8 protein-coding genes are annotated in these 13,164 nt (G+C 43.1%); all 8 read right to left on the bottom strand.

All coding sequences use genetic code 11. The annotated features are described in order from the left end of the window. Window positions 1-923 (bottom strand): glycine cleavage system aminomethyltransferase GcvT (gene gcvT / locus CLV57_RS10525; protein WP_100341248.1); only part of this gene is annotated, 923 nt, incomplete at its 3' end. Continuing rightward, the gene (gene gcvH, locus CLV57_RS10520) at window positions 923-1,303 is read right to left on the bottom strand and encodes a glycine cleavage system protein GcvH (protein ID WP_100341247.1); all 381 of its coding nucleotides are present in this window, start codon (window positions 1,301-1,303) and stop codon (window positions 923-925) included. The genes gcvH and gcvT, both read right to left, overlap by 1 nt. Window positions 1,304-1,401: 98 nt before the next feature. After that, entirely contained in the window at window positions 1,402-3,450 is a 2,049-nt protein-coding gene (locus tag CLV57_RS10515; protein ID WP_100341246.1) for a S9 family peptidase, read from the bottom strand. 12 nt (window positions 3,451-3,462) lie between these two features. Further along, window positions 3,463-6,045, bottom strand: coding sequence for a zinc-dependent metalloprotease (locus CLV57_RS10510; RefSeq protein WP_100341245.1), 2,583 nt, complete (start codon window positions 6,043-6,045; stop codon window positions 3,463-3,465). A gap of 24 nt (window positions 6,046-6,069) precedes the next feature. Then, window positions 6,070-7,578: a RagB/SusD family nutrient uptake outer membrane protein gene (locus CLV57_RS10505; protein ID WP_100341244.1), complete on the bottom strand. Its 1,509-nt coding sequence runs from the start codon at window positions 7,576-7,578 to the stop codon at window positions 6,070-6,072. A gap of 12 nt (window positions 7,579-7,590) precedes the next feature. Further along, window positions 7,591-10,947: a TonB-dependent receptor gene (locus tag CLV57_RS10500; RefSeq protein WP_169927077.1), complete on the bottom strand. Its 3,357-nt coding sequence runs from the start codon at window positions 10,945-10,947 to the stop codon at window positions 7,591-7,593. Window positions 10,948-11,231: 284 nt separating this feature from the next. Further along, on the bottom strand, window positions 11,232-12,380 hold the full coding sequence (locus CLV57_RS10495) for a FecR family protein (protein WP_100341242.1): 1,149 nt from the start codon (window positions 12,378-12,380) through the stop codon (window positions 11,232-11,234). 144 nt (window positions 12,381-12,524) lie between these two features. Beyond that, the gene (locus CLV57_RS10490; RefSeq protein ID WP_100341241.1) at window positions 12,525-13,064 is read right to left on the bottom strand and encodes an RNA polymerase sigma-70 factor; all 540 of its coding nucleotides are present in this window, start codon (window positions 13,062-13,064) and stop codon (window positions 12,525-12,527) included. Between the last annotated feature and the right edge of the window lie 100 nt (window positions 13,065-13,164).

The following is a 13,164-nucleotide window of genomic DNA, read 5'->3' as shown; positions in this document are numbered from 1 at the left end:
CCTATTGTGTTGCCATCGGCATCTGTTATCTCATAATCATGCCTTGGGATGCCTCTTTCCAGCATTTCAAAGCCAACCAGTTTTTTGGTAATGCCCGCCTGTTTTTGTTGCTCCAGTTGTTCGCTGTTGGTGAACTTTTTATTGAACTTAGTTACCCAGCCTAAACCGGCTTCTAATGGTGATGTGGTATCATCAATATCATTACCATATAAACAGAAACCCATTTCCAGTCGTAGGGTATCTCTGGCTCCCAAACCAATTGGTTTAATACCGAATGGTTCACCTGCTTTGAATACTTCATTCCAGATGTGCTCTGCATGGTCATTATCAAAATATAATTCAAACCCACCGGCACCGGTGTAACCCGTTGCAGATACCAATACATTATCTATACCTGCAAACTTTCCTTTTTTGAAGGTGTAGTATTCCATTGTACCCAGGTCAATATCCGTCAGACTTTGTAGTGCTTCGGCAGCTTTAGGACCTTGAACAGCCAATAGCGAGGTACGGTCGGATATGTTTTTCATATCTACGCCGCCGGTGTTGAAGCGGCTTATCCAATCCCAGTCTTTATCAATGTTAGATGCGTTAACTACCAGCATGTAAGTTTTCTCATCAATGCGATAAACCAACAAGTCGTCAACAATGCCACCTTGCTCATTAGGTAAGCAGGAGTATTGCACTTTGCCATCATACAGCTTAGCGGCATCATTACTGCTCACGCGTTGTATCAGGTCAAGGGATCCTTCGCCTTTCAGAATAAATTCGCCCATGTGGCTTACATCAAAAACGCCAACGGCTTTGCGTACGGTTTCGTGTTCGGCATTAATGCCGTTGTATTGTACAGGCATGTTGTAACCTGCAAAGGGTACCATTTTGGCGCCCAGTTTTATATGGGTATCAGTTAATGCGGTGTTCTTCATTATAGGCCTATCAAAGTTTTGTATTCGGTATCCCACAGTAAACTGTCCAGTTGAGTAAGGTCCGTCAGCTTTACCTTAATTATCCACCCGTCACCATAAGGATCTGTGTTGATCAGTTCCGGATTAGCATCTAACTTTTTATTCATCTCAATTACGATTGCTGCAACCGGCATAAACAGATCAGAAACTGTTTTAACGGCCTCAATTGTGCCAAAAACTTCTTCGGCAGCCACCTCTGCCCCTATTTTATCAATCTCAACATACACTATATCACCCAATTCCTGTTGGGCGAATGCTGTAATTCCAATATAAGCCTCATCACCTGAAGCCTTTATCCATTCATGATCTTTAGTATATTTTAATTCCGAAGGAAAATCCATGTAAAAAAATTTGGAAACAGGTGCTTAAAAAAACGGGACAAGGAATTAATTCCTTAGTCCCGCTACCTAATCAACCTATCAAAAATGAAACAATTAAATTATTTTTTATCCAACAGCATCCGCTTTAAAAAATCGGCTGCTGCGGTATTAACTTTTAAAATATTGCTGTGTGCCATCCAATGGTGCGAATCGCCGGGTATTGCCAGGTACTCAAAATATGGCTTACCATTCTGCTCAAACCGCCTGACTAACGATACACCTGCCGAATAGGCGACATTGCGGTCATCATCACCATGAATTATCATGGTGGGCGATGTCCATGCATCAAGTGGTTCTTGTGAGTTTCCATGAATGATCACCCCTGCCTTAAACAGCTTTGAATCCCGCGCGAGTGCAGAGGCCGTTAATGCGCCGCCTGCAGAACCACCGTAAACGCCTAAGCGTGTGGTATCAACATTAGGTTGACTAGCCAACCATTCACCACCAGCTTTTACGTCTATATAATTTGCGCCCTGTTTAGTTGGGCGGTTAAAATCATAGCCGTAGCCGATGCCATTACGATAGTTTACAGACAGTACAATGAAACCCATGCCGGCCAGGTATTGGTTAAGAGCGTAATCAATAGCGTAATAGTCCATATGGTGCCATCCTAACAACATTTGCCTTTGGGGACCACCGTGGATGTAAACAATAGCTGGCTTTTTTGACGGACCGCCAACGGGTTCAAATAACTGCGCATGCACCTGCTGCCCATCGGGCGATGTATAAATTACCTGCTTAGGAATAACCATTTGCTTAACCGGAAAATCAACCGGGATGAGCTGCTCTCCTATCTGTTTGATTTTACGCGTACTTAAAGGCATAACAGCAACTGTTAATGGTCTTTGTCCGTTAGCTGTAAACATAGCCACGGTTAAACCATCGCCGGTTAAAACAGGATAGGTTTCCATTTCGGTGCCGGGGGTTAACACCTCCATGTCAGCTTTATCAACAGATACTCTTAACACATGCCGTCTGTCAATATCCAACTTTGCGTCTGGTCCGGTGTTTGCGCTAAATATCAACCATTTACCATCTCCGCTTAATTTTATTTGTTCAGCCTGAAAATCTCCGGGTGTAAGCAACAAAGGTTGTCCGCCTTTGGGGTCAATTGAATACATATGTGGCCAGCCATCCTGATAAGAGCAAAACACAATACGGTTAGCGGCCCAGTATAAATTGGCGCCACCATCTGTGCCTGGTAAACCATCACGAGGATTATCTCCTGATTTCCAAAGCAGTTTACCTTCTCCTGTGGCAACATCTGCAGTCCATATTGACCAGGCCTGTACAGCGCCTCTGTTGGCAGATGGCTGTGCCGCACTACCCGCAGCAGCAGGTTGGGTTGCTGCATTAGCAACCTGTCCGAGTGTGCGTATGAAGGTGATCTTTCCTCCATCGGGCGACCAGCGCGGAGACGCATCTTTGCTGAACGACGGAGCTAACCATTTTACTGGCGCAGCTGCATTAGTATACACGCCGATGTAGGTATGATCTGTACGGTTACATACAAAGGCCAGCTTTGAACCATCGGGCGACCATTGTAATGACCCGCATTCTCCTGCTATGTCAACAATGCATTTTGCAGCAGCAGCTCCATCAATAGCAGCTATCCATATTTTGTTGTCATTTATCCATGCAACCTTATTGCTCTTTGGCGATGGAACAGCATAGTCACCTTCGCCCAGCTTCTTTGGTATCCCTCCGGCAAATTTCACGCTCCAAACCTCAATTTTTGGTTGCACGGGATTGTTGGCAGGGTTTACCACCATGCTGCGGTCGCGGTTACCACTATGTTCTCCGCCGCGTACGTAGGTTACCCACTGTCCGTCTGCCGACACCGAAAGACTTGTTATTTCCTGACCGTCATCTTGCTGATAATTAGTAAGCTTGCGTAACTCAAAAACCGGTCCTTCTGCCACATAAATATTGCGTTTACCTTCCTGCTGAACAGATACGGCAATCTTAGCACCTGTTGCCGAGCTTGTAATATCCCGCGGAAATGGATAAGCAATAACGCTCTTCATGCTAAACGACTGCGCAAGCGCATTGAACGTACCTACCGCCAAAAAGGCGATAAGCACGTTACAAAGCAGGGCTCTTTTCATAGCTGTTTTACTTTATTGCTGATTGTAATCGCAATCTGTAGCGTTGCCCAGAAAATCCATACCCGGCATACCTATAGGTGCGCCCGGTGGAACAGTAAGCTCAGGTACACGCTCAAACTTAGATGGCTCGCCTTTGAATGATTCTATCTGCGATAGCCCAAACAGCAGGTTGGCTTTTTGTACATCTGTTGCCGATGCTAATTTACCGGTCATGTAGTCCTTAAGCTTCTCAACTTCTAACATAGCCTGTCCGCGTACATTGTCTGATGTACTTGTATTAGCTGCCAAGGCCAGCAAATATTGCAGGGTAAGGTTGTTCACCATTACCTGTAATTCACCTTTATAACCTTCTGATAGCGGCGCTTTCCAGGTTTGATCCAGCAATTTGTCGGTCACAGCAATAAAACCTGGTTGCTTGCTGTCGCGTGCTTTGTATTCAATTAACCTTGCAGCACGTTCCGCGTCAAGTAGTGAAGCAATAGTTAAGTCGGCTGCTGCTTTTGCGGCCGCTATTGGGTCAAAAGTTGGACCTGTGTAACCACTGAATGTTTCAATACTTGCCGGATAGCCTGTAGGGCGCGGCGGTATTTTTGAGATCAAGCCATCAGGTAAAGCAAGCGCCTCAGGCGTTACTGTGGCCATCAATGCATCAAAAGCTTTCCATTGCTGAGCCGGATCAACCATTTTGGTTGGTACTTGTCCATCGCCTTTAACAGCATGGGTAAAGTATAAACCACCCACAGATTTAGCGACCGCTTCTATCTGGTAACGGTGCAACATGTAAATTGGAACCAATACTTCCTCAATGGTTGACATTGGCGCATCTTTCACAATAGCTTTTTCAGAGAATTTATCCAATGTGATGCGACGCACCTTCATTAACTTATCTAACTGTGCAATTGGCTCTTCGCCATCATCCCACTGGTGAGAGGCCGGGTGTGTGTAACCGCCAATATCAGGAATATACTGAAAACCCAGTTTTATGGTCTCATCCATTATTTTGTCTAAGGCAGCGTTCTCATCAACGCCTTTGGCAAATTCTGAATATCCCCAGGTTACAGCACGTTTATCCCATTCGCCAATGCCTTTTGCATAAGCGTCAGACAAGTCAATAGTACCATCAGCTTTCAGCGTTATTTTAGGGAATGGATAATCCATTACCGAAGCGCGGTCTTTAGGGCTGGCAGCGAAGTTATGCGTAAAACCAAGCGTGTGGCCTATCTCATGGGCTGATAATTGCCTGATACGAGCTAAAGCCATCTCCTTCATGCGTTTATCAACCGGTTTACCGTTTTCGTACGGCTGTAAAAGACCTTCAGCAATTAAATAATCCTGACGATGGCGATCTGAACCCAAAGTAACCACACCTTTAATGATCTCGCCTGTGCGTGGATCAATGTAAGATGCACCTGATGAGAAGGCCCTCGGAGAACCGGCACGGTTGATCCAGTTGACCACATTGTATCTGATATCCATTGGGTCCGCACCTTCAGGCAATTCTTTTACAATGAAAGCATTTTTAAATCCGGCTGCTTCAAAAGCCTGATTCCACCATGCGCCACCTTCTATTAGCGCTTTCTTCACATCATCGGGTGCGCCACGATCAACATAATATACTATTGGTTCAACAGCTTCGCTTACTTTAGCATTAGGATCTTTCTTAAATAAACGATGGCGACGGGTAAAGCGTTTCACTAACGACTCATCCATACCTGCTGAAAAATCCATGTAGTTGAACACATTAAACGAAGTACGCGGATCAAATTTGCGTGGCTTGTACTTATTATCCGGCAATTCAACAAATGCCTGATGCATTTTAACGGTAACAGCACCCGGATCAGGCGCTATGCCACCGCCGCCGCCCCGGGCACCGCCACCACCAGAACCACCAACAAAGGTGATCATGGCTTCAAACTCAGTGTTTTTAGGGAAATTTTTTGTATTTGGCAAATAAACGCCTGATCTGGTTTCGTCAACACGGTAGCTACCTCCACCGGTTGAAGCGGTAGCGCCTCCACGTGCGCCCCGACCGCCGCCACCGCCAAATGCTGTAGCGCCGCTGCCCAATCTGCCACCTATACCCTGACTGTCGCGAACGATGAAAGGGGTAATGTCTATGAGCGCTTTTTCGCCATCCATAGCTACCGGCGTAAATCCCCATATAACTGATTTTGCAAAAGCGTTTTCAACGGCTTTTATTTCATCCGGATTGGTTGTAACAGCCCTGTAGGCAAATACAGGTTCAACCAATAATACTTTTGGACCGAGCTTTACAAACTTGGCAATGTTAGCGGCAGCCTGTCCCCTTTCGGCAGAACGGCCTGCTCCATCTGTTAACGAGTTGAAGTAAAGAAATTCGTTATCAAATTTATCTACCTCTAATAAGATCTTCCCGGTCTTTTCATCGTAATAAAAGGTAAAATAACCTTCCATTTTTTTCATGCCCTGTGTAGCAGATTCAATACTGGCCATTACGCCCCTTGTTGCTCCCGCGCCAGCCTGAGCTCTGTTACCGGCGCCACCTTGCGGTGCCTGCGCCATGGTATTGGCGCACAGCGCCAGCATACCGGTTGTTATTAATAAGTTTACTTTCATAACACGAAATGGTTTATGTGGTTGTTATTGTGGGTTTTGTTCAGCAGCTGTGTTAATTGATGTTTCTGATGACGGCAGCGGCCATATGTACCTGCCCTCGGTTGGCGCTACAGTTGGTGCGTTGTTAGATGTAGATGCCTTGGCCGGAAGTGGCTGAAGCAAGCGTTGAAGATCTGGCACGCGGAAACCTTCGCCGAAGAACTCTATGCGTTTTTCTTTGAGGATAGTTTCTATCAGCGCATCAGGCGTGGCTATGCTTGCAGCAGGAAAAATATAGTCGGCATCAGAACGTAAACGCACGGCCTGCAATAATGAAATGGCCTTTGGCATATTGGCTACACCGCCAGTACGAACCAGCGCTTCAGCATAATTGAGTAACACTTCAGGATATCTGATCACAGGTACGTTATCAGAAAACGTTGATGCAACTTTAAATTTTGACATCCATTTCTGGCCTGCCACTGTTTGTACAAATCCTTTCCTGGCATCTTTTGAAGCAGTCGCGAAGGCTGGATCAGCTATTATTCCGACAGGATTCAAATAAAACTCCTGATTACCCGGATTACCCCCGAAATAGTAAGCTAGCTGGTTTTGCCCACCCGGCGTTTCAAGTGGCGTGAAAGGCAGTGAGAATACAGCTTCAGGTCCTACATAATTGCCTGTAAAAACCGTAGCAACGTTTGTTTCCATCTTGTTGGCTACGCCTGTAGTTGCAGAATAAGGGGCACTGGCTGAAACAATTTTTTCCGCTTCTGTTATAACAGCGTTGTAATTGTTCATCACCATATAGACCCTTGTTTTTAATGCTATGGCAGTATTTCTGCTGGCACGGGTGGTGTTTAAGCTAGCAACTGCTGTTGTTGATCCTGTGCCATAGTTTAAAGGCAAACCGGTTTCAGCAGCATTTAGGTCAGCCAAAATTTGCTCATAAACCTTTGCAACGGTGCTGCGGGCTAACAGGCTATTCTCTGAATTTAGCTCAGGCATTAGCCTTAAAGGCAAACCCGGACTTGTTCCATTATTTTTTGCATACGGCTGAGCGTAGGTTTGCACTAAAGCAAAGTAAGTTAGCGCCCTTAAAAATTTGGCTTCTGCAGAGTAGTTAGCATATAATGTAGCCGAAACTTTGCTTTTATTAGCATCTAAGCCTGCTAAAAAGGTGTTTACCCTGTTTATGGTTAAATAGCCGGCCGTCCATAAACTGCTCACTTCGCTGGTGCCCGGGTTAACAGACTGTGACCAGGTTTGCTGACCGGTAACTACGTTCGGTTTGTTCATAATGAAATCTTCACCGCGGATCTCATTATAAATAATATATCTGCCTCCGTAAAAGCTGCCACTCTTTGCCGCTACATATAAACCGTTTACCTGTGCCAAAATACGTTCTGGCGTATCAAATACGGCTACGTCAGGTATAAGGCTGATGATATCAGGATTAAGCAAATTCTTTTTGCACGACGTAGCATTTATAAGGATCAAGCTCAGAAGGCTTCCTCTGACTATTAAATGTTTATATTTCCTTAAGTTTTTCATTTGTTTCAATTATTAAAATCCAACACTAAGTCCGAAAGTGAATGTTTTGCCGGCTGGTAACGAGTTCTTGTCTCTGCCTGCACCAGTACTCGAATCGCCGTTAGCTGATACTTCAGGGTCTGATCCAGTATATTTGGTATAGAGTAGAAAGTTTCCGCCCGTTGCGTATATGCGCATAGACGATATCCCTGCTTTACTCAATAATTTTGCTGGCAAACGGTAACCAATTGCGGCATAATTCATTTTAATAAATGTTCCGTCCTCAACGTTATAAGAGTTCATTAATACAGACCCACTCGCTATCTGATCATTATAATGCAGTTTTGGTATATCAGTAATTTGACCAGGAGTTGTCCAACGCCTTAATATATCTGTCTGATTGTTAAAGAAACGGTTATCTAACAAGGTTCCCTTGGTACCATTATAGATAAGGTTGCCGCCTGAATAAGTGAAGTTTAAAGTAAGGTCAAAATTTCCATAAGTAAAGTTGTTGTTAAAGCCACCGTAATATTTTGGCAGCGTAGTACCCATAATTACGCCGTCACCATAAGCGTCAAGTGTAGGTGCTACAGTTCCGTCAAGATACGTCCATCCGCTTGTTCTTGGGTTGTATTGAACAGTTTGTCCATTACGGTTCTCATACATACGTAAACCATTGGCAGGGTTTACGCCTGTGGTTTTAACCACATACATTGCGCCCAGCGGATAGCCGACACGAGTGATATTAGATGTTTCTAAACCGCTTGTCCACAAATCGTTAACACCCGGAGCAAGTGAAGTAACTTTGTTACTTAATGTACTGATGTTGAAACTGCTTGTCCATCTGAATTTACCTTTATCAATAATGTGAGCTTCAATATTGAACTCTAAACCACGGTTATAAAGCGAGCCAATGTTGCGTGTAAGTGAGTTTCCGGGGATACCTTTTGACGCAGCCTGCGGAACGTTAAGTATTAGATTATCATTATTGTTATCATAATAATCTGCGTCAATAGTTACGCGGTTATTCCATAATCCTACGGTTAAACCCACGTCTGTTTTCTTGCTTGTTTCCCAGCTTAATTCAGAGTTGCCTATTTGCGACGGACTTAATGCCGATAACCCGCCATAAACGCCCGAGCTGTATAAGGATGCGTAAGCATATGTGGCAACACCTGAGCTGTTACCGGTTAAGCCGTATCCGCCTTTTAATTTTAACGTTGAAATGGTTTTGCCTAAGCCGGAGTTTTTGAAGAAATCTTCCTCGGCAATATTCCAGCCTACAGACACTGCCGGGAAATTACCCCATTTTTGAGCTAAAGATGAAAATCCGTCCCTTCTTATACTTGCGCTAAACAGATATTTTTTATCGTAATCGTAACTGAAGCTACCTAAAAATGATTTTAAACCAACTTCAGTGTAGTTTGATGTTGAACCGCTAACAGTAGCGTAGCTACCAAAGAATGATTCATAAAATCTATCGTTCAGGTTTTGGCGGGTAACACCCCATGATGTGGTTTTTGTGTAGATCTCCTGATAAACACCAAACGCGTTAACGTGATGCTTACCAAAGGTTTTGTCGTAAGTAAGCTGACCTAATACGTCTGAACGCCTGTTAACCCCATTGCTGTTGGTGGCTGAACCATTTGGCGCAAATCCACCAGCCTGATATGGGTTATTAAAGCCCATGTTAACGGTGTTCAGATCATTCAAGGCGTAATTGATCTTTCCGGTTAAACCCTTTACTATTTGCCACTCCAAAAATACATTTCCTATAAAGGACTTGCTTTCAGAAGTAAACTTGTCATGCTCCAACTGCGGCAGTGGGTTGTAGTAGCCGGTTAAAATACCATTAGGGCCGGCACCTAAACCTGCTCCGTTAGTATTATAAGATCCGTCAGGATTAAACGGCGATACGTTTGGCGGTAATACCATTGACATACGCACCAGGTTATTTAAACCGAATGCATTATCAAAACCACTGGTAAGGTTGTTATTTAAAGTATTAGTATATGATACGTTTGCGCCGATGGTTACGTTCTTCATCAGTTTATGATCAATATTGAACCTTGTACCACCGCGCTCAAAAGTATTTTTCTTCAAAAAACCTGTTTGATTTGAATAGTTACCTGAAAAGAAATAATGGGTAGTTGGGCTGCCTCCGGAAATACTCAGGTTGTGGTTATGCGAGATACCTGTTTGATAAACATAGTCATACCACTTCGTTCTTAATGTTGAGCCATCAGGATTTGTTCCTAAAAAAAATTGCGGTGCGAGTCCGTTATTGGCTAAAGATTCATTTTTTATCATAACGTAATCTTCTGCGCTAAGCAACTTCGGCAAGCGAGGTGTTTTGTTCATGCCAACAAATCCGGTATAGCTAACTTTGGCGGTTCCTTGCTTTCCCTTTTTAGTAGTGATCACCAAAACGCCATTTGTACCACGAGAACCATAAAGCGCTGTTGCTGCGGCATCTTTCAATACCTCTGCCGACTCAATGTCATCCGGGTTGATGGTTGACAGCGGGTTGTTCTCGGCCGAGTTACCCACGTTGCCTGTAAACGCGGTTACCCCATCTATAATAACTAAAGGATAAGAGCTTGAACTGATTGAGTTTGAACCACGGATCCTGAAAACCGGAGGCGAGTTCAATGAACCGCTTGATGATGTGATCTTTACACCTGCAGCCTGGCCGGCCAACGCCTGGTCAAAACTGGTAACGGGGCGCTCAGTTAAAGCCTTGGCACCTATGTGCGATGATGAACCCGTAAATTCGGCTCTGCTTTTAACGCTATAGCCCGAAACAACCACTTCACTTAATTCACTGGTAGCTTCCTCTAAAGTAACGTTCAGAACCTGTTGGCTACCAACTTTAACCTCTTTGGTTTTGAAGCCTATAAATTTGAAAACCAAAATGGCATCACCGTCAGCAACCGTGAGTTTGTATTTACCATCAATATCAGTTTGAATGCCTAATGATGTGCCTTTCACCATTACCGATACACCAGGTAAAGGGTCGCCTTTGCCGTCTTTTACAACACCTGTAACGTTGATTGCAATGGGGGCGGCAACGGGTTGTGAATCAGCGAAAGCTTTTTTCTTTATCTGAAGCACTATAGTTTTATCAACTATGCTGTAGGTAAGCGGCTGGTTGGTAAAGCAAATATCAAGCACCTCGGTTAACGGGGCGTTTTTAACATTGATATCAACGTTTTTCGATAGCTTGATCCACTGCTGGTTATACAGAAACAGATAGCCTGTTTGTTTTTTGATCTCAGTAAAAACTTTCTCAAGCGAAGTGTTATGCTGATTTATGGTCAGATTTTGGGCAGAAGTGCTGGCATGTACCTCTAAAAATCCTAAAAACATCAGTAAGGTTATTATTTTCATTTGTAACAGTAATTTTCGGGTAAATTCTGTTCGAGCGATATTGCGACGCGCTCTGGAAATCCGGGGTATTAAAACGTCGCTGACGCTTATGTAATATTTTACACGGTCATTTTCGCAAGTAGCATTTAATTGCATAGTTTTGCATTGTTTAGGGTTAAATATTAGATCGTTAGAAAGTTTTTTGTTTTTGCCCTCAATCTTATAGCCGGGGGTGGTGGTACACCTCCGGTTTTTATTTGAGATATGTGCATATTATTTATGGTCCCATATCGTATTCGATTTCTTTAGTTTTTCAATACTATAATTTTGTTTCCTTGTTGTTTAGTTCTAACATCGCTTAGTTCAAGCATTTTCAACACCTCTTCAAGTTTGGCATTGCGGGAAATATAACCTGTTATCTCGTTATCAGGCATTCCGTCACTATACACAACTTCTACGCCGTACCATCGCTCCATTTCACGCATTACCGCGCTTACGCTTGCGTTATCAAATCTGAACAAGCCGTTTTTCCATGATACCGCGTCTTCAACATTTACATGACGCAGCTGGATCTTATCAGTCACTTCAGCCATTTCACCGGGAACCATTAATTTTTTGATGTTACCCTTTTGTATGTCTATTGATCCTTCCAATAAGGTGGCATCAACGCTTTTGTCTCCAGGATAGGCCGCTATATTGAAATGCGTACCCAATACTTCTACCAAAGTACCATCGGGCATTTTTACTTTAAATGGCATTTCCCTGTTCTTAGCTACCTCAAAGTAGGCTTCACCGGTAAGCTCAACCAATCTTTCCTTGCCTTTAAATACCGCGGGGAATTTTACAGCACTAAGCGCGTTGAGCCATACCTTGCTGCCGTCAGGTAATGATATTTGAAACTGCCCCCCTTTTGGCGTACTGATAGTATTAAAGGCAACAGCGTTTGACTTTGCTTCATCATGCCCCGCGCTATATAATATTTCTCCATTGGCCGTTTTGCGTATGTCGGTACCTGCATCGGATGCAATTATGCCATTTGTAGCGCCATTTAACTCAACAATTCTCCCATCCGAAAGCGTTAGCGTAGCTTTATTTAAGTTACCGGTACTAACGATAACCGGATTGGCTGCTAACTCCTGTTCTTTAACAACTGCATTACGCGAGTATAAGTAAAGAGCGCCAATAGCTAGGGTAACCATGGCAGCTGCTGAATACAGGATTTTTTTGTAATTGAATTTCGCCGGCGTAAGCTCATCAGCAAGTTGCGATTGTATGTTATAATACAATCTTTCCTTAAGTTGCTTTTCATCCCAATCACCCGCCGTCCAATTAATGTCTTTATTAGGGTGACTGTTGTACCAATCTTCTAAAACAGCAAGTTCATCAGCAGTTATGGTTCCTTTTAACCATTTATCTGACAACTCCTGAATTTTCTCTTTAGACAGATACTGCATTACGCTCGTGTTTCTTATATAGCGTATGAAATGTATCGAATACCCTTAGCCTGTTTTAAAAAAAATTAAAAAAAGATACATATCATTAAATAATCTATAACGATTATCTATAATTCTTGAAAATAAGCTAAAATATATGACTAATTACATAAAAAAGCTACCTAAACTCACACGAAGTGTTTTTAGAGCTTTTGTAATATGCGCCTCAACGGTTTTTGGAGAGATCTGTAAGGCATCTGAAATTTGTTTGGCGGTAAGACCTTCTTCCCTGCTTAAACGGAATACCAGTTGACATTTATCTGGCAACACTTTAACTGTTTGTTCTATTTGGGCATGGAGGTCGTCAAAATCAAGACGGTTTTGAGTGGAATGATCATGTATAGCTACAACAGCTATATCTTCCATATATAAGGTTGTTGGTTGCTTGGCCAGTTTTCTAAGTACCTCGTACTTAACTACAGCAGAAATGTAAGTATTGAAAGTGTGTTTAATAGTAATGGTATGACGTTTTTTCCATAAATTAATGAATGAATCCTGAACAACTTCTTCGGCAAGTTCATGCGCTTTTAAAATGCTGTAAGCCCTTATAAGCAACTTATCCCAATACCTGTTGTAAAGTATTTGAAAAGCCTTTTCGTTATCGGCTGCCATTAATCTCACAAGCTCCTCGTCAGAAACCCTCATTTATCGCTCTCCCTTACATTATTTAAATATTTTTCAAAACTTGATTAAATAACTTGCAAATATTTACTCGCTACTGCCTTAAAATTACAAATTTTATATA

The sequence above is a fragment of the Mucilaginibacter auburnensis genome (assembly GCF_002797815.1).
Classification (GTDB): Bacteria; Bacteroidota; Bacteroidia; order Sphingobacteriales; family Sphingobacteriaceae; genus Mucilaginibacter; species Mucilaginibacter auburnensis.
Note: the sequence above shows the minus strand (reverse complement) of the source record. Positions and strands in the feature narration are given on the sequence as shown.

What these genes read in the sequence shown, in the direction of transcription:
- CLV57_RS10490 (WP_100341241.1), bottom strand. Translation starts at nt 13,064, where the DNA reads ATGAGGGTTTCTGACGAGGAGCTTGTGAGATTAATGGCAGCCGATAAC.
- CLV57_RS10505 (WP_100341244.1), bottom strand. Translation starts at nt 7,578, where the DNA reads ATGAAAAACTTAAGGAAATATAAACATTTAATAGTCAGAGGAAGCCTT.
- CLV57_RS10515 (WP_100341246.1), bottom strand. Translation starts at nt 3,450, where the DNA reads ATGAAAAGAGCCCTGCTTTGTAACGTGCTTATCGCCTTTTTGGCGGTA.
- CLV57_RS10495 (WP_100341242.1), bottom strand. Translation starts at nt 12,380, where the DNA reads ATGCAGTATCTGTCTAAAGAGAAAATTCAGGAGTTGTCAGATAAATGG.
- CLV57_RS10500 (WP_169927077.1), bottom strand. Translation starts at nt 10,947, where the DNA reads ATGAAAATAATAACCTTACTGATGTTTTTAGGATTTTTAGAGGTACAT.
- gcvH (WP_100341247.1), bottom strand. Translation starts at nt 1,303, where the DNA reads ATGGATTTTCCTTCGGAATTAAAATATACTAAAGATCATGAATGGATA.
- CLV57_RS10510 (WP_100341245.1), bottom strand. Translation starts at nt 6,045, where the DNA reads ATGAAAGTAAACTTATTAATAACAACCGGTATGCTGGCGCTGTGCGCC.